This is a genomic window from Streptomyces griseoviridis, assembly GCF_005222485.1.
Classification (GTDB): Bacteria; Actinomycetota; Actinomycetes; order Streptomycetales; family Streptomycetaceae; genus Streptomyces; species Streptomyces hintoniae.
Map to the genome: position 1 here is coordinate 8,486,108 of NZ_CP029078.1, position 19,986 is coordinate 8,506,093.

The 19,986-nt window shown below is 73.6% G+C and carries 18 protein-coding genes and 1 pseudogene; 13 read left to right on the forward strand and 6 right to left on the reverse strand.

The annotated features are described in order from the left end of the window. Positions 1-14: 14 nt before the first annotated feature. Entirely contained in the window at positions 15-896 is an 882-nt protein-coding gene (locus DDJ31_RS39945) for a hypothetical protein (protein ID WP_346656262.1), read from the reverse strand. A 285-nt stretch (positions 897-1,181) separates the two neighbouring features. On the opposite strand from DDJ31_RS39945, the gene DDJ31_RS36595 reads away from it, so the two are divergent. From DDJ31_RS36595 to DDJ31_RS36605, 3 genes are all read left to right on the forward strand, one after another. Beyond that, positions 1,182-2,654, forward strand: coding sequence for a hypothetical protein (locus DDJ31_RS36595; protein WP_127176126.1), 1,473 nt, complete (start codon positions 1,182-1,184; stop codon positions 2,652-2,654). Between the two features lie 83 nt (positions 2,655-2,737). After that, a complete protein-coding gene (locus DDJ31_RS36600) occupies positions 2,738-3,982 on the forward strand; it encodes an AAA family ATPase (RefSeq protein ID WP_127176125.1) in 1,245 nt (414 codons plus the stop codon). 221 nt (positions 3,983-4,203) lie between these two features. Then, positions 4,204-5,484 (forward strand): vWA domain-containing protein, encoded by a 1,281-nt coding sequence (locus DDJ31_RS36605; RefSeq protein ID WP_240677948.1) that lies wholly within the window; start codon positions 4,204-4,206, stop codon positions 5,482-5,484. A 77-nt stretch (positions 5,485-5,561) separates the two neighbouring features. Here DDJ31_RS36605 and DDJ31_RS36610 read toward each other — a convergent pair whose 3' ends face one another. From DDJ31_RS36610 to DDJ31_RS36620, 3 genes and pseudogenes are all read right to left on the reverse strand, one after another. Next, positions 5,562-5,903, reverse strand: coding sequence for a phosphotransferase (locus DDJ31_RS36610; protein ID WP_240677947.1), 342 nt, complete (start codon positions 5,901-5,903; stop codon positions 5,562-5,564). A gap of 113 nt (positions 5,904-6,016) precedes the next feature. Further along, a pseudogene (locus DDJ31_RS36615) lies at positions 6,017-6,358 on the reverse strand (hypothetical protein); the annotation flags it as partial. Between the two features lie 42 nt (positions 6,359-6,400). After that, entirely contained in the window at positions 6,401-7,150 is a 750-nt protein-coding gene (locus DDJ31_RS36620; protein WP_127176123.1) for an SDR family oxidoreductase, read from the reverse strand. 119 nt (positions 7,151-7,269) lie between these two features. Here DDJ31_RS36620 and DDJ31_RS36625 point away from each other — a divergent pair, with 119 nt between their 5' ends. Further along, on the forward strand, positions 7,270-8,034 hold the full coding sequence (locus DDJ31_RS36625) for a TetR/AcrR family transcriptional regulator (RefSeq protein ID WP_127176122.1): 765 nt from the start codon (positions 7,270-7,272) through the stop codon (positions 8,032-8,034). A 249-nt stretch (positions 8,035-8,283) separates the two neighbouring features. Here DDJ31_RS36625 and DDJ31_RS36630 read toward each other — a convergent pair whose 3' ends face one another. Beyond that, a complete protein-coding gene (locus DDJ31_RS36630) occupies positions 8,284-9,753 on the reverse strand; it encodes an MFS transporter (RefSeq protein WP_127176121.1) in 1,470 nt (489 codons plus the stop codon). Positions 9,754-10,101: 348 nt separating this feature from the next. Here DDJ31_RS36630 and DDJ31_RS36635 point away from each other — a divergent pair, with 348 nt between their 5' ends. The 9 genes from DDJ31_RS36635 to DDJ31_RS36675 all read left to right on the forward strand — a co-directional run bounded on the left by DDJ31_RS36635 (position 10,102) and on the right by DDJ31_RS36675 (position 19,105). After that, positions 10,102-10,824 carry a TetR/AcrR family transcriptional regulator gene (locus tag DDJ31_RS36635; RefSeq protein ID WP_127176120.1) on the forward strand — a complete coding sequence of 241 codons (723 nt, stop codon included), beginning with the start codon at positions 10,102-10,104 and terminating at the stop codon, positions 10,822-10,824. A gap of 380 nt (positions 10,825-11,204) precedes the next feature. Beyond that, complete coding sequence (locus DDJ31_RS36640) at positions 11,205-11,957, forward strand: response regulator transcription factor (protein WP_127176119.1); 753 nt, start codon at positions 11,205-11,207, stop codon at positions 11,955-11,957. 297 nt (positions 11,958-12,254) lie between these two features. Next, positions 12,255-13,469: a cytochrome P450 gene (locus tag DDJ31_RS36645; RefSeq protein ID WP_127176118.1), complete on the forward strand. Its 1,215-nt coding sequence runs from the start codon at positions 12,255-12,257 to the stop codon at positions 13,467-13,469. A gap of 73 nt (positions 13,470-13,542) precedes the next feature. Continuing rightward, positions 13,543-13,740, forward strand: a complete 198-nt coding sequence (locus tag DDJ31_RS36650) for a ferredoxin (RefSeq protein WP_127176117.1) — start codon at positions 13,543-13,545, stop codon at positions 13,738-13,740. Continuing rightward, complete coding sequence (locus tag DDJ31_RS36655; protein ID WP_127176116.1) at positions 13,737-14,921, forward strand: NAD(P)/FAD-dependent oxidoreductase; 1,185 nt, start codon at positions 13,737-13,739, stop codon at positions 14,919-14,921. Before DDJ31_RS36650 ends, DDJ31_RS36655 begins: the two co-directional genes overlap by 4 nt. Positions 14,922-15,254: 333 nt before the next feature. Then, positions 15,255-15,812 (forward strand): MarR family winged helix-turn-helix transcriptional regulator, encoded by a 558-nt coding sequence (locus DDJ31_RS36660; protein WP_127176115.1) that lies wholly within the window; start codon positions 15,255-15,257, stop codon positions 15,810-15,812. Positions 15,813-15,843: 31 nt separating this feature from the next. Beyond that, positions 15,844-16,224: a DoxX family protein gene (locus tag DDJ31_RS36665; RefSeq protein WP_127176114.1), complete on the forward strand. Its 381-nt coding sequence runs from the start codon at positions 15,844-15,846 to the stop codon at positions 16,222-16,224. After that, entirely contained in the window at positions 16,221-16,688 is a 468-nt protein-coding gene (locus DDJ31_RS36670; RefSeq protein ID WP_127176113.1) for a peroxiredoxin, read from the forward strand. Before DDJ31_RS36665 ends, DDJ31_RS36670 begins: the two co-directional genes overlap by 4 nt. A gap of 77 nt (positions 16,689-16,765) precedes the next feature. Beyond that, on the forward strand, positions 16,766-19,105 hold the full coding sequence (locus DDJ31_RS36675; RefSeq protein WP_127176112.1) for a SpoIIE family protein phosphatase: 2,340 nt from the start codon (positions 16,766-16,768) through the stop codon (positions 19,103-19,105). Positions 19,106-19,123: 18 nt separating this feature from the next. Here the strand turns inward: DDJ31_RS36675 and DDJ31_RS36680 are convergent, their stop codons facing one another. Further along, positions 19,124-19,954, reverse strand: a complete 831-nt coding sequence (locus tag DDJ31_RS36680; protein ID WP_127176111.1) for an aldo/keto reductase — start codon at positions 19,952-19,954, stop codon at positions 19,124-19,126. Between the last annotated feature and the right edge of the window lie 32 nt (positions 19,955-19,986).

Genomic DNA, 19,986 nt, shown 5'->3' on the forward strand with positions numbered 1-19,986 from the left:
GGGCGCGCGGGACGTCAGGGGCTCGACGCCGCGCTCGGACCCACGCCCGAGTGGTGCACGATCGTCCCGCCGAGCGTGCCCCGGAACTCCTCGAGTGCCTTCGGCTGCGCGCTGACCACCCACCGGCTGCCCACCAGATAGGTGCCCTGGTACATGCTGATGGTGTCCAGCCAGGTCTCCTTGAACCGCTCCTCGGGGAACGTCGTGATCAGGTAGTCGCCGTCCCCGGTGTGGCAGACCCCCTCCCGCAACTCGGCGGCCTCCGTACGGATCTTCACCTCGCAGCCGGTGAGGCCGGCGATGACCTCCACCTTCGCGGGCGCCACCACCTGCGCCTCCAGCGCGGAGACCACGGGCGCCGCCGTCGCCGACTGCCGCCCCTTGCCCGCTGGTTCACTCCCACCGCCGTCGCAGCCCGCCGTCAGCGGCAGGACCACGAGCCCACCGGCGAACACCACGGAGCGGGCCAGCCGGGAGAGGGCGGGGGTGGGGCGGGAGACGGTCGGCTTGGGGAGGGAGGTGGCGTGGCTCGGGCGGGAGTCTGTCGGGGTGGGGTGAGGGGCGGATGTGGTGGGGCCGGGGGTGCGGGGGGTGACGTTGGGGAGGTGCGGGGTGGGGGTGTGCGGGGTGGGGGCGGGGGTGTCGGTGGTGAGGCGGAGGAGGTGCGGGGTGCGGCCGGGCGTGTCGGTGGTGAGGCGGAGGAGGTGCGGGGTGCGGCCGGGCGTGTCGGTGGTGAGGCGGAGGAGGTGCGGGGTGCGGCCGGGCGTGTCGGTGGTGAGGCGGAGGAGGTGCGGGGTGGGGCCGGGCGTGAGTGGGGTGATGTCGAGGAGGTGCGGGGCGAGGCGGGCCCGGGACGGGGTACGGCCGTTCGGTGACCGCGTCGGCTGCTGAAGCACGTAGCTGCTCCGAATTCGGGATCCAGGCGAACCTGCCCGCGCGCGACGGACAGGGGTACACCGACAGATACGGGCGGCACGGGACGGCTGTTCAGCGCCGTTTCGGAGCGCCCGGTGCCAAATCGGGCCGCTGAGGGCCGAATCGGACTGCTCCGCTCCGCCCCTCTGGCGCGGCAGGCGGTGGGAAAACCCGTGGACCGGTGCCGCGCCAGCCGTTACGATCACCGCGATGACGAACAACTCCCCAGGCAGATTGGGGGACCCGTCCGCGCAAGGTGAGTGCTGATGCGCTCCCGCGTCGCGAACGGCGACCTTCCCACGCCTCTCCCGCCCGTTCCAGTTCCGTCCTTCTGGCCGCGCGTGCGCCACTACGCCGTGCCGCCCGCCATGATCGAGACCGCGACCGCCCGCCGCCATGCCGGGGACTGGGCCGGCGCGTGTGCAGCCGCCGGTGTCGACGTCGACTTCACCCTGCGTGCCGTCGCCCGCCGCCACGGCACCGACCTGGCCGCCCGACTCCGCGCGGACCTCCGCCACTTGGCGCCTGACCTGCTGCGCTGGCACCTGCCGAGAATCGCCCCCGACGGACTGCTGCGCCCCGGCCTGACCGTCGCCCTGGCCCGCTACGACCTGCCGGGACGTGACCGGGCCGACGCGCCGCACCTGGTGGCGCGCACCCCGCCCGCCTGGGCGGACGCCGGACAGCGGATCGGCCTCGCCCTGTGGGACGGCTCCCGCGACGATCCGCTCACCCGGTGCCACCCGCACCCGCACCCGAGCCGCCGGTTCCGCCTCGACCTGCACCGCCACCTCTGGGACGCACGCCGGACCGACGAGCTACGGAGCAGGTCAGGCGCGGACGGCTTGGCGGGCGAGGCGCGTCCGCAGGGCGTTGCCGCCGCCCGGTCCGAGTGGACGACGGGTGCGCTCCCTTCCTCGCTCCCTTCCTGGGCCGATCCGCGGCTCCTGGACCGGATACCCCACGGCCGTCGGTGCGCCGTCGAGCGGTGGGCCGAGGAGGCGGCCGTCCTGCTCGACGCGGACCGACCCGGCACCACAACCGTCGCCGTCCGGGTCGGGGAACGGCGCCGACTCGCCCTGCACCTGAAGGGGGACGCCGGTCCCGTTCTCCGCCAGGCCCTGCCCGGCGAGGAGTTGCCCCTCCTGCCGGACGCGGCGACGTGGGAACCGCCCGACCTGGAACTGCTCCGGACCGGGACGCTCACACCCGAACAGCTCCACCCCCTGGTCGCGTCCGCCCTGGCGCCTGGCCGGACCCCGGGCACCGGCCCGAGCGGACCACTGCCCGCCGGGCAGCCACGCCACGTGGAGTGCAGGGGAGCCCGGCACCGCATCGGCCTGGTCGACGGCGTGCTGTCCCCCTTGGACCACGACCCCGCCGAAATCCGGCGGGAGGAACTCCTCGTCGCGCTCACCGGAACACCGCTGCCCTGTCTGCGCGCCATCGACGAGGCACACCGGCACCCCGAGTGGCTGACCGGCGTCCGCGAACGCCTGGACCACGGCGATCTCGCCGGCGCCCTGACCGTCGTCGAGGGTCTGCTCGGCCCCGACGCGGTCCTGCGCGACGGCGCCCTGCGCGACGAGTTGGAGACGGCGGCCCAACGCCGCATCTCCTACGGCCTGTTCAGGGCGGGACTGCCCGACGCGCCCTCCGCCCACCCGGACGGGCGTCGCGCCCGAGCGCGCCGGGGGCCTCGCCCCGGTCCCGCCTTCGGAACGAAGTCCCGAACCTGACACAGCGGTTGTCGACCGCCGCATCCCACTTCCTCTGTTCCGTCCACTGGCGTTCCGTCCTTCACATCACCAGGTGATCACTCATGCCCTCTGCCGTCCTGCCCGCCTCTGACGTCCCCCAACTCGACACCGCAGCAGACCTGTTGACCCTCCTGCGGGACACCACCACCGAGCCGCGCCCCGACAGCCAGCTGGAGGCCCTCGCTCTCGCCGTCGCCGCCGACCTGCCCGTCCTGCTGTGGGGCGAGCCGGGAATCGGCAAGACCGCCGCGCTGACCCAGCTGGCCGCTGAACTGGAGCTGCCGCTCACCACGGTCATCGCCAGCGTCCACGAGCCCTCCGACTTCGCCGGGCTGCCCGTGGTCGGCGACGACCCCGCCGAACAGGGCGTCCCGATGGCCCCGCCGGACTGGGCGGTGCGGCTCGTGCGGGCCGGCCGCGGACTGCTGTTCCTGGACGAGCTGTCCACCGCCCCGCCCGCCGTGCAGGCCGCTCTGCTGCGCCTCGTGCTGGAACGGAGGGTCGGCGCGCTGCGGCTGCCGCCTGGCATCCGGATCGTGGCCGCCGCCAACCCGCGCTCATCCGCCGCCGACGGCTGGGAGTTGAGCCCGCCGCTCGCCAACCGCTTCGTCCACCTCAAGTGGACCCACGACCACGAGGTCGTCGTCCGGGGCCTCGGCGGGACCTGGCCCCGCGCCACCCTGCCCCGACTCGACCCCCAACGGCTCGGCGACGCCGTGGACTTCGCCCGCCTGGCCGTGTGCGCGCTGCTCGCCGCCCGGCCCACCCTCGTCCACCGGCTGCCCGCCGACGAGACCCGGCGCGGCGGTGCCTGGCCCTCACCGCGCAGTTGGGACATGACCCTCACCTTGATCGCCTTCGCGACCGCGGCAAGCTCCTCACGCGACGTCCTCTCCCTTCTGGTCCGCGGCACCGTCGGGGACGGCCCAGGGCTCGAACTCCTCGCGAGCCTCGACCGGTTGGACCTGCCTGACCCCGAGGACGTGCTCGCCGACCCGGCCGGCGCCGAGCTGCCCGACCGCGGCGATCTGCGGCAGGCGGTCCTCGACGGCGTCGTCGCCGCCGTCCGCGAACGTCCGGACAGGGCCCGCTGGGACGCCGCGTGGACGCTCCTGGTGCGCGCGGCCGAGACCGGCCCGCGCGACCTGGTGGTCGTCCCGGCGACCACACTCGCCGCGCTGCGCCGCGAGGAGTGGGACGTCCCCGCGTCGATCGAACGCCTCGCGGGCGTGGTGTCCCTGTCGGCCCAAGCCGACCGGGTCGCGGACCGCACGGCGGCCCGCACGGCCGCGAGGACGGGCCGGTGAAGGGGGTGAGGGAGTTGGGGTCTGGTGATGACCCCTGCGGTGTGGGGGAGTTGGGGTCGGGTGGTGGCCGGAACGGCGTGAGGGAAGGGGAGCCGGGTGGTGGTCCGAACAGCGTGTCGGAGTTGGGGGCTCGCGGTGGCCCGAACGGTGTGAGGGAGGGGGAGCCGGGCGGTGGTCCGAACGGAGTTTCGGAGATGGGGCCTGGCGGTGGCCCGAACGGTGTGAGGGAGGGGGAGCCGGGCGGTGGCCCGTACGGCGCGGCGGCCGTGCTGGATCTCGACAAGCTCCTCGCCGCCCGGCTGTATGCCGCCCGGGTACGGCCCTACCTCGCGACCGCGCTGTTCGCGCTGCGTGTCGTCCCGTCGCGCCAGGTGCCGACCATGGGCGTCGACCGGCACTGGCGGTGCTACGTGTCACCCGCGTTCGTGGACCGCACCCCCGTTGAGGATCTGGCCGGCGTCTGGGTCCATGAGGTGTCCCACCTGCTGCGCGACCACCACGGCCGCAGCGACAGGTACGCCCGGCTGCACGGCCTGACCGGGCCCGCCGAACGGCTCCGCATGAACATCGCCGCCGACTGCGAGATCAACGACGACGTCTACGGCGACGGCCTCGTCACCCCGGAGGGAGCGGTGACACCGACGACTCTCGCCCTGCGGCCCGGTGAACTCATGGAGGACTATCTGCGCCAGTTCACGCTGGGCGCGCGGAGCCAGGACCTGGCCTGGCTCGACTGCGGCAGCGGCGCCGACGGACTCGACCGGGAGTGGGACCTCGGGGCCGACGGCGCCCGCGGGCTCAGCGAGCAGGAGCGGGACGCCGTCCGCTTCCGGGTCGCCCAGGGCATCAAGGGGAGGCCGGGAAGCGCGTCGCGGGGCTGGCGGCGGTGGGCCGAGGACGCGTTCCATCCGCCGCAGCGCTGGCGGGAGTTGCTCGGCGCGGCGATCAGGTCGGCCGTGTCGGGTCCTGGCGCGGGCGACGACTACACGTACGGCAGACCCGCCCGGCGCTCGGCCGGCCTGCCCGGCGTGGTCCTGCCGAGCCTGCGCCGCAGACCGCCCCGGGTGGCCGTCGTCATCGACACCTCGGGTTCGGTCAGCGACGCCGAACTGGGCAGCGCGCTGCTGGAGATCACCGCGATCGCCAAGGCGGTCGGCGGCCGCCGCGACCTGGTCACGGTCGTGCCGTGCGACGCGGCGGTCCGGGTCGTGCACGCGCTGTGCCGGGCGGAGGGCGTCGCGCTGCTCGGAGGCGGCGGTACGGACCTGCGCGCGGGGTTCGCCAAGGCGCTGCGCCTCAGGCCGCGGCCCGACGCCGTCGTCGTCCTGACCGACGGCCAGACCGCCTGGCCCGCGACCCGGCCGCCGTGCCGGACGGTGATCGGCCTCTTCCCGCGCCCGTCGGTGGGCCGGGCGTGGCACGAGCACGACCCCGACTACGTGCCGGACCGGCCACCGGACTGGGCGCGGCTCGTCGAGATCGGCCCGGACCAGGGCCGTTGAGGCCGGCGCTCACCGCAGGGAGCGTTCCAACGCCGCGCGGTGGTCGAGGACCCACTGACAGGCCGCCCTGACGTTTCTCACCGCTGCGGTGCCGCGGAGCCGGACCATGGCGGGGTCGCCGGCCTCGGCCTGGGCCTCGATGCCCGTCGGCACCGGTCCTGCCACCACAGCACCGTGGACACGAGGCTCTGCCGGTCGGCCAGCGCGTAGCTGTCCGCGACCAGCCTCATGCGGCGGGCCGCCTCCTCGACGTCGGTGATCGAAGGGCCCAGGCCGAGGTACTGCCAGCAGACGTGAGTGACGTCGTGGATCCGCGCGCCAGGCGCCGCGAGGTCCCAGTCGATGAACGCCACCGGGCGAAGCGCGCCGCCACGCGGCCGGTAGACGGTGTTCCTGGGCGACAAGTCGTTGTGGCACACGACCTGTTGATCTCCGGCCAGCGGGGTACCGGCCGTCGCACCCGCCCCTGAAGCGTCCCTTCGCGAGATCGCCGCTCACCGGCCGAGCGGATACCCGGATCCGGTGCCGACGCTCAGCCGCCGCGAAGCCCCCACGCGTCGAGACCGCCGTAGACCTGAGCCTCAAGGCACTGCGGGGCGTCAAGGCCCACGGCCTCGCCTCGGTACAGGGCGACGAGCGAGTCCTCGCCTCGCCACCAGGTGTCGGTCAGACCCCGTACTTCGGGTACCGGCTCGTAGCCGTCCAGGTCCACTGACTCGACGGCCCTGCCTCTGATCCTCGTGACGGTCCTGGCCCAGCGCCCGGCATGCGCGGCGAGCGCCAGGGACTCCACCCATCCGTCGATGCACTCGTGCAGGGGCGTCCAACGGTGGGCGTCGATCCCGAACGCCCCGTCGGGACCGATCAGCCCGCCGCCGGGCCATTGCCCTTGCCGCAGCTCACCTCGTCCGCCCCCTCACACGATCCCGCCGTTCGCCCGCAGCACCTGTCCGTTCACCCACCGTCCGTCCGGGCCCGCCAGGAAGGCCACGACGCTCGCGATGTCCCGCGGTGTGCCCAGGCGTTCCAGCGGGGGCTGGGCCGCCAGGCGGGCGACGGTCTCCTCGTCCTTGCCGTCGAGGAAGAGGTCGGTGGCGGTGGGGCCGGGGGCGACCGCGTTCACCGTCACGTCCCGGCCGCGCAGTTCCCGGGCGAGGATCAGGGTCAGCGCCTCGACCGCGCCCTTGCTGGCCGCGTAGGCGCCGTAGCCGGGGAAGGCCAGGCCGAGAATCGACGTCGAGAAGTTGACGATCGTGCCGCCGGGGCGCAGCCTGCGGGCGGCCTGCTGGTCGACGACGAACGTGCCGCGGATGTTGGTGCGGTACACCGCGTCGAGGTCGGCGAGGTCCAGGTCGACCACGGGGGACAGGGGCATCCGGCCGGCCGCGTGCACGACCACGTCGATCCCGCCGTACGTGGTCTCCGCGAGGTCGAAGAGGGCAGCGACCTCCGTCTCGTCGGCGACGTCCGCGCGGGCCGGGAACACCGTGCCGCCCGCTTCCTCGATGGTCCGTACGGCGTCCTGGGCCGCCTTCTCGTTGCCCGCGTAGCCGACGACGACCGCGAGTCCGTCCGCCGCGAGCCGCTGGGCGACCTCGCGTCCGATGCCGCGCGAGCCGCCGGTGACGATCGCGACCCGTCGGTCCGTCCTGGGGTGAGAGGTCATGACGGGGCCCTTCCTCTTGTTAGCGCTGCTACGGATTACCTGTATCGACGATAACACGGAATCGTAGCGATCGTAACGCCCATCTCGTATCAACGCTACGAATGGCGTACCGTGGTGCCATGGACGCGAGGGAGAAGATCCTGGACGCGGCGACCACCCTGCTGGCCGGCGCACCGGTCGCCGACGTCTCCACCCGTGCGGTGTGCGAGGCGGCCGGGGTGGGGGCGCCGATGCTCTACCGGCTGTTCGGCGACAAGGCGGGGCTGCTCGCGGCCGTCGTCGACCGGGGTTTCGAGGAGTACCTGAACTCCAAGAGGCAGGCGCGGCCCAGTGCCGACCCGGTCGCCGATCTCAGAGCCGGGTGGGACAACCACCTGCGGTTCGCGCTGGAGCACCCCCATCACTACCGGCTGATGTACTCGCCGGAGCTGACCGTGCCGCCCGCCGCCGTCGAGGAGGCGCACGCCCTGCTCGGCGCGATCCTGGAGCGCTGCGCGGTGGCGGGCCGGCTCACCGTGCCGCCCGCCCTCGCCACGCAGATGATCATGTCCGCCAATGTGGGCGCGGCCCTGTCGATACTGACCCGTCCCGAGCAGTACCCGGACCCCGCGTTCTCCGAGCGGCTGCGGGACGCCGTCCTCGACGCGGTCACCTGCCCGGCCGATCCCGGCAAGGTGCCCGGGGCCGAGCCGGATCACGCCGTCCCGGTCGCAGCCGCCACCCTGGCCGCCCGGCTGCGCGCCGAGCGCACCCCGGTCTTCACCACGGCCGAGTCGGCCCTCCTCGAACAGTGGCTCGACAAGCTGGGAAAGAGCGGAAGGAGCGCGGGAGGGGGAGGGGGAGAGGGAGAGACAGAGAGGGCGCGGGTAGTGGATGAGACCTGACCTTCAGTAACCCTGAGGAGGAGTCCGCGCCGGCCTGTACTGGTAGATGATGACGATGAGTTGCGGCTCGGGCGCCCCCTCGCCCCCGCGGCCCCTCGCCTCCGCGCCCCCGCGGCCCCTCGGCGACGATCTGGACGTCGAGCCCGCCGGGCGCGAACGCCGCCGTCAGTTCGGAGTGAGCGTGGCTGAGGCCGCCGTCCGTGCGGACGGCGGCCCCGGAACCTCAGCTCACCGAGAGCGTCTCAGTCCTCAGCTCACCGAAGACGTCTCCGTCGGCGCGGGGGAGACCGCGACCGGGGCCGCGGGGCGTCGGCGCGGGATGAACGACGCGACCACGAAGGCCAGCAGCGCGGCGCCCGCGCCGATCGACATGACGACCTTGAAGCCGTTCTCCGACGGCAGGGCGTAGCCACCGAGGCTGATCGTCATCTGCGACAGGATCACTCCGGCGATCGCGCTCGCGACCGACGTACCGATCGACCGCATCAGCGTGTTGAGGCTGTTGGCCGCTGCCGTCTCCGACGGGTCGACGGCGCCCATGATCAGGGCCGGCATCGCGCCGTACGTGAAGCCGATGCCGGCGCCGATCACACAGGACACCAGCACCAGGTGCCAGACCTCGGACATCAGCACGATGTTCAGGGCGTACCCGGAGGCCACGATCAGGGCGCCGATCATCAGCGTCACCTTCGGGCCCTTCGCCTTGGAGACGGCGGCCGACACCGGCGCGAACACCATCATCACGAGCCCGGAGGGCGCCATCACCAGACCGGCCGTCAGCAGCGACTTGCCCAGGCCGAAGCCGGTCTGGACGGGCAGCTGGAGCAGCTGCGGCAGCACCAGGGACATCGCGAACATCGAGAAGCCGATCGCGATCGAGGCGAGGTTGGTCACCAGCACCTGACGGCGGGCCGTGGTGCGCAGGTCGACCAAGGGCTCCGAGGTGCGCAGCTCGAAGAAGCCCCACGCCACCAGCACCAGCACGGCCACGGCGAACAGGCCGAGCGTCGTGGAGCTGGTCCAGCCCCAGTCGGCGCCCTTGGAGATCGCCAGCAGCAGCGAGATCAGGCCGGTCGCCATACCGATGCCGCCGACCAGGTCGAAGCGGCCGCCGGTGCGCACCGCGGACTCCGGCACGAACACCGCGACCAGCGCCAGGGCCACCACGCCGAGGCCGGCCGACGCCCAGAACAGGACGTGCCAGTCGAAGTGGTCGGCTATCAGGGCCGCCGTGGGCAGACCCAGCGCGCCGCCGACGCCCAGCGAGGCGCTCATCAGCGCGGTCGACCCGGCGAGCCGCTCCGCGGGCAGCTCGTCGCGCATGATGCTGATGCCCAGCGGCACGACCGCCGCCGCGAGGCCCTGCACCGCACGCCCGACGATCATCGGCACCAGGGTGTCGCTGAGCGCGCAGATCACCGACCCCGAGATCAGCAGCACCACGCTCACCAGCAGCATCCGCCGCTTGCCGAACATGTCCCCGAGCCTGCCCACCACCGGCGTGGCCACCGCGGCGGCCAGCAGCGTCGCGGTGACGGCCCAGGCGGTGTCGGAGGCCGGGGCGTCCAGCAGCTTCGGCAGCTGCGGCACGATCGGGATGACCAGGGTCTGCATCAGCGAGACGACGATCCCGGCGAAGGCCAGCACCGCCACCACGGCGCCCGGCCGCGGTACGGCCGGGCCGCCCGCGCCGGCGGGTCTGGGGAGAACGTCGGACATGTGGGTGCCTCCGAGCGAGGAAGGGGAGAGAAAGCAGGAAACGCGGTCGAAAATAAGTCAATCGCTTGACTTACTGTAACGGCGGCGGGGGGCGGCTTCGCACCGTGCCGGGTTCCACGGCGAGGCCTTCGCTGCCCGCCCCGCCGTGGCCGCCCGCGCCGCCGTGGCTGCCCGCCCCGTCGTGGCTGCCTGCCCCGCCCCACGCCGCCCGCGCCGCCCCACCCCGCTCCCCACGTGCGGTTGCGTAGGCTTTCCGTGGTGATCCCCGTCGCGTCGGCGGCGGAGTCCGCGACGATCCCAGGGACTGGTCGTCGCGGGGGCGCGGCAAGTCCCGGTGCGACGGTGAGCATGGCGGGCAGAACGGCACGGGCGGGACAGGTCGGCACGACCAGAGAGCTGATCCTGACGACGGCCGAACGGCTGTTCGCCGAGCGTGGTGTGAACGCGGTCTCCAACCGCCAGATCAGCGAGGCCGCCGGCCAGGGCAACAACACGGCCGTCGGCTACCACTTCGGCACCAAGGCCGACCTGGTCCGCGCCATCGTGCGCAGCCACTCGCAGCGCATCGAGGAGATCCGGGTCAGGCTGCTCGCCGGGATCGGCGACTCCACCGACCTGCGGGACTGGATCGACTGCCTGGTGCGGCCGATGCCCGAGCATCTCGCCGACCTGGGCGGCCCCACCTGGTACGCGCGGTTCTGCGCGCAGCTGATGACCGACCCGGCCCTGCACGACATCCTGGTGGAGGAGTCCCTCGCCTCCCCGTCGCTGCGCGCGATCATCGAGGGGCTGAACCGGTGTCTGACCGGGCTGCCGCCCGAAGTCCGGGCCGAGCGCGGTGAGATGGCCCGCCATCTCATCGTCACCATGCCCGCCGAGCGGGAGCGCGCCCTCGCCGAGGGCCGGCCCACGCCCCGCGCCGACTGGCACAGCGCCGGCAGCGGTCTCGCCGACGCGCTGATCGGCGTCTGGCTGGCCCCGATCACACCGATCACCCCAACCACACCGACCGCGCCGACCACACCAACTACACCGACCGCGCCGGACGTCCCCAGCACGCCGAGCGGCTGATCGGCTGACCGAGACGGACGCCCCGACCCGCGGGCGTCGCGCCCGCCGTACCCGCCGTACCCGCCGTACCCGTCGCGCCCGCCGTACCCGGCAGGCTCGCCGCGTCCGCCTAGGGTGGCCGCTCCGGGGCGCGCTGCCTCCGTGCGGTACCGCCGCATCGCGCTCGACGCCCTTCCCTCACTCTGGGATGTTCACTCAGGATCCGCTCCGGCGATCAGGAAACCGCTCCCGCACCGAGGAAACCGGTCGGGCACCCAGGCAGCCGTTCGGGTTGCTTGCTTCAGGCAAGCATAGATAGATTACTTGAGTCAAGCAATGGATGCGATGCGATGCGACGCGATCGATTCGCTCCGCTCGCGTGGAACGGAAGGGTGCGCCCCATGGAACCCTCGTCCTCGACCGGTCCCGCCGGTGGGTCCGTCGCCGAGCGGCCGACGCTCGCGCGCGGAGCCGGCCAGCAGGTCCTGATCGTTGCGGGAGAGCCGGAACTCGCCGAACTGCTCTCCACCACCCTGGAGTTGGCCGGATACCGGATCAGCCTGGCCGGCACCGGCGTCGAGGCGCTGGCCCGCGCCGCCGCGCACCGCTTCGACCTCGTCGTCATGGACTCCGCGCTGCCCGACATGGAGGGGCTCGGCCGCGGCCGCCCGCCGGCCGGCCTGCACCGGCCGCCGACCCTGCTGCTCGCCGACTGCGACTCCCTGGAGCGGCTCCAGCCCGTCCTCGGCCCCGGGCGACGGGACTATGTGACGAAGCCGTTCCGGGTCGCCGAGGTGCTCGCCCGGATGCAGGGGCTGCTGCGCGCCGCCCACCAGGGCCCGCGCGGCGACGGCTCGCCCGCCTACGGCGATCTGGCCCTGGACGACTCCCGCTGCCAGGCGCGGCGCGGCGACCGCGTCCTCGACCTCACCCCCGCCGAGTACCGGTTACTGCGCTATCTGCTGGTCAACGCGCACCGGGTGCTCTCCAAGGAGCAGATCGGCCGGTACGTCTGGGGCGACTTCCGCGGCGACAACGCGATCGAACAGCTCCTCTCCCGGCTGCGCCGCAAGGTGGACCGCGTCGAGCCCGCCCTGATCCACACCCGCCGCGGGTTCGGCTACTGGCTGGGAGAGGTCGGCCGGGAGGGGTGACCCACGCATGTGTAAACGGTCGGTGAGCGAGGGGGAGTGGCCCGGTCGCCTGGAGGGCGGCGGTGCGGCGAGCACGGGGAGCTCGGGGGCCGCCTCGGTGAGGTCGACGTCGACATGGCCGATTCTCGCGGGTGTTGGCCTGTCGCGCGCCCGGCGGCGGAGGATCGGCGGACCCTCAACTCCCGTTGTGATCCAGGTCACGTCAGCTGACTGTCAGGGAACTGACCGGAACGCGTCAGCCCCCTCTGTTCGCATGTGCTCATCGATGCCTCGCCCCCACCGCGACCGAGGAGAATCATGGCCGACACCCGCACCGGCAGCGCGCCGGTCCCGCACTTCCCGATGGCCCGCGCCGCGGGCTGTCCGTTCGACCCGCCACCGCGGCTCACGGCCCAGCAGGACGAGGGCCGCTTCGTCCGGGTCGAGCTGTGGGACGGCAGCAGGCCCTGGCTGATCACCCGGTACGCCGACCAGCGTGCCCTGCTGCTCGACCCCCGGGTCAGCGCCGACATCGGCACCCCCGGCTACCCGCTCCAGGCACCGGTCAGCGGCAGGAGCAACATCAGCTTCATCCTCATGGACGACCCGGAGCACGCCCAGCTGCGCCGCATGGTCACGGCGCCGTTCGCGGTCAAACGGGTCGAGGAGCTGCGGCCCGTCGTGCAGGGGATCGTGGACGACCTGATCGACGACATGCTGGCCCGCTCGGGCCCCGTCGACCTGGTCGAGGCGTTCGCGCTGCCGATGCCCTCCCTGGTCATCTGCCGGCTGCTCGGCGTGCCCTACGCCGACCACGACTTCTTCCAGGAGAACAGCAAGGTCCTCATCAAGCGGGACGCGCCCGTCGAGGACCGGACGGCCGCCCACGGCAGGCTGCTCGCCTACCTCGACGACCTGGTGGCCGAGAAGACCGAGAAGCCGGGGGACGACCTGCTCTCCGGTCTGGTCGGGCGGATCGGTGCGGGCGAACTGACCCGCGGGGACGCCGCCGAGATGGGCGTCCTGCTGCTCCTCGCGGGCCATGAGACCACCGCCAACATGATCGCCCTCGGCACCCTCGCGCTCCTCGAACACCCCGACCAGCTGGCCCGGTTGAGGGAGACGGACGACCCCGGACTGATCGCCTCCGCCGTGGAGGAACTGCTGCGCTACCTCAGCATCGTGCACGGCGGCCGGCGCCGGGCGGCGCTGGAGGACATCGAGATCGACGGCCATCTGATCAGGGCGGGCGAGGGCGTGATCATGCCCAACGACATCGCCAACCGCGACCCCGAGGCGTTCCCCGACCCCGACCGCCTCGACGTCACCCGCGACGCCCGCCGCCACGTCGCCTTCGGGTTCGGCGTGCACCAGTGCCTGGGCCAGCCGCTGGCCCGGATGGAGCTCCAGGTCGTCTACGGCACCCTCTACCGCCGCATCCCCACGCTGCGCCTGGCGGCGAACGCCCTGGAGCTTCCGTTCAAGCACGACGGCTCGGTCTACGGTGTCTACGAACTGCCCGTCACCTGGTGAACCCGGCTCCCACGGACCGCTGTACCCCCACGAACCGTACGACCCCCCACGGAAGTTGAGCGAGGAACCCGAGATGCGTGTAGAACTCGACGAACCGAAATGTGTCGCCTCCGGGCAGTGCGTGATGGTCGCCCCCGAGGTGTTCGACCAGCGGGACGAGGACGGCATCGCCTTCGTCCTGGACGAGCGGCCCCCGGCGGAGTCGGCCGACGGCGTGCACGAGGCCGTGGCGATCTGCCCCGCCGCCGCGATCCGCGTGGTGGAGCAGTGAGGCGGGTCGTCGTCGTCGGCGCCTCGGCCGCCGGCCTCGCCGCCGCCGAGACGCTGCGCCGCGGAGGCTTCGACGGCACCCTCACCCTCGTCGGCGACGAACCGCGGGCCCCCTACGACCGCCCGCCGCTGTCCAAGCAACTCCTCGCGGCGGAATGGGAGTCGGACCGGCTGACCCTGCGCGACCCCGCCGACCTGGCCGCCCTCGGCCTCGAACAGCGGCTCGGGGTCGCCGCCACCGGACTCCGACTGGCCGACAAGGTCGTCGAGTTGGCCGACGGCGCCGAACTCCCCTACGACGGGCTGATCGTGGCGACCGGCGTGCGGGCCCGCAGGCTGCCGGGCGAGGGCGCGCACGTGCTGCGGACCCTCGACGACGCGCTGGCGCTGCGGGAGCGGCTGGTGCCCGGGGTGCGGCTGGTGATCGTCGGCGCCGGGTTCCTCGGCGCCGAGGCCGCCGCCGTCGCCTGGCGGCTCGGCGCCCGGGTCACGCTGCTCGAACCGGCGCCCGTCCCGCTGGCGCACGCCGTCGGCACCGAGGTCGGCGCCGTCCTCACCCGGGCCCATCTGGACCGGGGCGTCGACCTGCGGTGCGGTGTCTCCGTCACCGAGGTGACCGAGGACGGCGTACGGCTGGCCGACGGCGAGGTGATCGACGCCGACGAGGTGCTGGTCGCCGTCGGCTCGGTCCCCAACACCGAGTGGCTCGAAGGCAGCGGCCTGACCCTCGGCGACGGCGTGGTCTGCGACGAGTACTGCGGGGCCGCCGAGGACGTCTACGCGGCCGGTGACGTGGCGCGCTGGTACAACCCGCTGTTCCGCACCTCGATGCGGATCGAGCACCGCACCAACGCGGCCGAACAGGGCATGGCCGCCGCCCGCAACCTGCTCGACCCGCAGGCCCGCAAGCCGTTCGCGCCGGTGCCGTACTTCTGGTCCGACCAGTACGACATGAAGGTGCAGGCGTACGGCTACCTGCGCGGCCACGACGAGGTCGCCGTCGTGGAGGGCGACCTGTCCGAACGCCGGTTCGTGGCCGCGTACCGCACCGGCGACCGGATGACCGGCGCGCTCGCGGTCGGCATGCCGCCCAAGGCGATCAGGACCTGGCGCCAGGCCATCGCGACGGGCACGTCCTGGACCGAGGCGCTCGGCACCGAGCCCGCGCCGACCGGGAGCTGACCGGCGCCCGCGGGAGGGCGACGGCGGCGCTGGGCCGGCGCGGAACCGCGCGCCGGCCCACCGCCACCGTGGTCGCGACCCCGTCCGCGCCCGGAGCGGCCCGTCCCCCCGCGGACCGGCAAGCGTTCCGTCCGCGCCCGGAGCGGGGAGCGGACCGTCCGCCCGGAGCGGGGGCGGACCGTCCGCGCGGACCGGGGAGCGAGCCGTCCGCGCGCGGAGCGGAAGGCGGCGGTCCGCCGTGCCCGGACCGAGGAGCGTTCCGTCCGCGGTACCCGGGCGGAACGGGCGCCGCATATTACTTGAGTTACGCAACGATATGGTAAAGTGGAACCCATGGCCCCACCACCGCTCCCCGAACTCCCCGCCGAGCCGTCCGCCGAGGTCGGCGAGATCGAGCGCGCGCTCTCCCGCGTCACCTACCTCAGCACCCGCGCCCGCCAGCACGAACGGCTCATGACGCTGGCCGGCGTGCCCCTCGACCGCGCCGCCGTCGCCCTGCTGCGCCAGGTCGCCGACTCCGAACCGCTGCGCCCCGGCGAGCTGGCCAACCGGCTCGGCGTGGAGGCGTCCCACGTCACCCGCACCGTCCAGCAGCTCCAGAAGTCCGGGTACGTCACCCGCGTCCCCGACCCCGACGACCGCCGCGCCCAGCGCATCCAGCTCACCGACACCGGACGCGAGGCCATCGCGCGGGTCCGTGACGCGGGCGCCCGCGGCATGCAGGTCGCCCTGGCCGACTGGGAGCCCGAGGAACTGCGCCGGCTCGCCACCCTCTTCCACCGCATGGTCGACGACTTCCTCGCCCACTCCGTCGACGACGAACCGGACGAGCCGCCCGCCCCCGCGGGCACCGCCGGGACTCCCGCCCGCAACGCCTCTACCCTCGGGTAACATCGCGCGGCAGGACGTCGGAGGAGGAACTGTGGCACGGTCCGAACGCTCGCCCCTGCTGCTCGCCGGCCTGCTGGCCGCCGCGGGCGTCGCCCACTTCACTCGGCCCGGCACGTTCGACGAGATCGTCCCCGCGTCGCTGCCCGGCCGGGCCAGGACCTGGACGTACGCCAGCGGAGCCGTCGAACTCGCGCTCGCCGCGGGCGTCGCCCTGCCCCGCACCCGCAGGACGGCGGCGCTCGCCACGGCCGCCTTCTTCGTCGGGGTGTTCCCCGCCAACGTCAAGATGGCGGTGGACTGGCGCGACCGGCCGGCCCCGCAGAGAACCGCGGCGATCGGACGGCTGCCGCTGCAGCTCCCGCTCGTCCTGTGGGCGCGCAACGTCGCCCGGAACGGAGAACGACAGCCATGACAGGACGCGTCGACGTCGGCGACATCATCGAGGACTTCACACTGCCGGACGAGACCGGCACCCCGCGCAGCCTGACCGAACTCCTCACCGAGGGCCCGGTCGTGCTGTTCTTCTACCCCGCCGCCCTCACCTCCGGCTGCACCGCGGAGGCCTGCCACTTCCGCGACCTGGCGGCCGAGTTCGCCGCCGTCGGCGCCCGCCCGGTGGGCATCAGCGGCGACACCGTCGACAAGCAGCAGGAGTTCGCCGGTACCCACACGCTCGGCATGCCGCTGCTCTCCGACCCCGACGGCACGGTCCGCGAGCGGTTCGGCGTCAAGCGCGGGTTCTCCCTGGCGCCCACCAAACGGGTCACCTTCGTCATCGGCACCGACCGCACCGTCCTGGAGGTCGTCCGCAGCGAACTGCGCATGAACTCCCACGCGGACCGGGCTCTCGCCGCGCTGCGCGCGCACGCCGGATGACGCGCGCCGGGACGGAGGGCCCCGGCGGCCCTCCGTCTCGGTTGTAGCGGTGCCCGCCGGCAACCATGCTGAAGGGCATGGAGCACGCGTCCGCCGCCGCGGCGATCGTCGACACCCAGGGCACCGTCACCGGGTGGAGCGAGGGTGCCCGGCAGCTGACCGGACGCCTCGCCGCCGAGGCCGTCGGCCGCCCGGCCCTCGACCTGCTCGCCGTACCCCCGCCGCCGGACGCCCTGGCCACGCTGGCCGGCACTGTCGTGCTGCGCCACCGCGACGGCTCCCCGGTGGCGATCCCCGTGCGGGCCTGCCCCCTCCTCGACGCCGACGGCGGCCTCACCGGCTACGCGGTCACCGCCGACACCACCGCGGGACCCGAACCGACCGTCGCGGGACGGGCCTTCCAGCAGTCCTCCATGTCGTTCTCCGTCTTCGACACCCACCAGCGCTACCTCCGCCTCAACACCGTCGCCTGCCAGGTGATGGGCGTGCCCGAGGAGGCCCTGCTGGGGCGGCACTTCGCCGAGACCGTCGAGGAGGCCGCACCCAGCCAGGGCTTCCTCGACCATCTGCGGCAGGTCACCGAGACCGGTCTGCCGGTGCGCTACGAGAGCTTCGCCGACGAACCCTCGGGCAACCGCGAACACGCCTGGAACATCGAGATGTGGCCGGTGCGCGACACCGCGGGCGAGCTGACCGGCGTCGCGCTCGCCGCCTTCGACTCCAGCGAGCAGTACCGGGCCAGGGAACGCCTCGCCGTCCTCAACGAGGCGGCCACCTCCATCGGCACCACCCTCGACGTCGTGCGCACCGCCGAGGAGTTCATCGACTTGCTGGTGCCCCGGTTCGCCGACTTCGCCAGCGTCGACCTCTTCGAATGGGTCCTCGGCGCCGAGGAACCCCCCGACGCCGCGCCCCACGAGATCACCCTGCGCCGGGTCGCCCACGGCTCCGCCACCGACGGCATCCCGGAGGCGGCCGTGCCGCTCGGCGCGACCGACGTCCACCCGGCGTACTCCCCGCCCGCCCAGGCGCTGCGGCAGGGCCGGGCGGTGGTCAGCCAGGCCGGCGACCCCGACTTCGCGCGCTGGGTCGAGGAACGCAACGCGCGCGGCCCCGAGGGCAGTGGCCACCGCGCCGGCGTCCACTCGGTCATCGCCGTGCCGCTGCGGGCGCGCGGCACCACCCTGGGCGTCGCCGTCGGCGTACGGATCGCCCAGCGGGACGACTACGCGGGCGACGACGCCGTCCTCGCCGAGGAGGTCGCCAGCCGGGCCGCCGTCTGCATCGACAACGCCCGCCGCTTCGCCCGCGAACGCTCCACCGCGCTGGCGATCCAGCACAGCCTGCTGCCCACGGGCCTCACCGGGCAGTCCGCCGTCGACGTCGCCCACCGCTATCTGCCGTCGGGCTCGCTCGCCGGGATCGGCGGCGACTGGTTCGACGTGATCCCGCTCTCCGGCAGCCGGGTCGCCCTGGTCGTCGGCGACGTCGTCGGCCACGGCATCACCTCATCGGCCACCATGGGCCGGCTCTGCACGGCCGTGCGCACCCTGGCCGACGTGGACCTGCCCCCGGACGAACTCCTCACCCACCTGGACGACCTGGTCGCCCACCTCGCCTCGGGCGAGAGCGCCGAGGACGTCGCCGAACTCGGCGCCACCTGCCTCTACGCCGTCTACGACCCGGTCTCCCGCCGCCTCACCCTCGCCTCGGCCGGCCACCCCGCGCCCGTCGTCGTCCGCCCCGACGGCACCGTGCAGATCGTGCCCGTCACGGCGGGGCCGCCGCTCGGCGTCGGCGGACTGCCCTTCGAGGCGGTCGAGTTGGAGCTGCCCGAGGGCTCCGTCGTCGCCCTCTACACGGACGGTCTGATCGAGGGCCGGGACCGCGACGTCGACGACACCACCGGCGCCCTGTGCCGCGCCCTCGCCACCCCCGCCGACAGCCTCGAGGACCTCTGCGACACCGTCCTCAAGGCCGTCCTGCCAGAGGAACCGGGCGACGACGTGGCCCTGTTGGCGGCCCGCACCCGGGCGCTCGGCGCCGACCGGATCGCCACCTGGGACATCGCGCCCGACCCCGCCCAGGTGGCCACGGTCCGGCAGTCCGTCGGCGAGCAACTCACCCGCTGGGGACTGGAGGAGACCGCCTTCGTCACCGAACTCGTCGTCAGCGAACTGGTCACCAACGCGATCCGCTACGGGGCCCCGCCCGTCCAGCTGCGGCTGATCCGCGACCGCACCCTCATCTGCGAGGTCTCCGACGGCAGTTCGACCTCCCCGCACCTGCGCCGCGCCCACGCCTTCGACGAGGGCGGCCGCGGACTGCTCCTGGTGGCCCAGCTCACCCAGCGCTGGGGCAGCAGGCAGACCGGCAGCGGCAAGACCATCTGGTGCGAGCAGCCGCTGCCCGACTGACCCTCGTCCAGGGCCCGTTCAGAACTCCTCGTGCGTCGCCGGGTCGCCGCCCAGCCGGCGCCGCGGCCGGTCGGCCACGGCCCGCAGCTGGGCCGGGGTCAGGTCGAAGCCGAACAGATCGAGATTGGCGCGCAGCCGCGCCGGGTCCGACGACTTCGGGATCGGCACCGCGCCCAGCTCCACGTGCCAGCGCAGCAGCACCTGAGCGGGCGTCACCCCGATCTCCTCGGCGACCGCGACGACCGCCGGATCGGTCAGCAGGCCCGAGCCCCGGCCCAGCGGGCTCCAACTCTCGGTCACGACGCCCTTCGTGGAGTGGAAGGACCGCAACTCCTCCTGCGGCAGCATCGGATGCAGCTCGATCTGGTTCACCGCGGGCAGCACACCCGTCTCCTTCTCCAGCCGCTCCAGGTGCTCCACGGTGAAGTTGGAGACGCCGATCGACCGCACCAGACCGTCGTCCCGCAGCCGGATCATGGCCCGCCACGCGTCCACGTACCGGTCGACGCGGGGGAGCGGCCAGTGGATCAGGTAGAGGTCCACGTAGTCCAGGCCGAGCCGCCGTCGCGACGCCTCGAAGGAGGCGAGGGCCTCCTCGTAGCCGTGGTCGCGGCCGGGCAGCTTGGTGGTCACCACCAGCTCCTCGCGGGCCAGCCCGGAGCGCTCGATGCCGCGTCCGACGCCGGACTCGTTGCGGTAGTTGGCGGCCGTGTCGACGAGTCGGTAGCCCGCGTCCAGGGCGTCCGCCACGGCGCGTTCCGCCTCGGCGTCGTCCATCGGCCAGGTGCCGAGGCCGACCGAGGGGATCGTGGTGCCGTCGTTGAGCTGGTGCGCAGGGATGTTGATCACGCTGGGGCCTTTCCCTCGACTCTGCACCGACG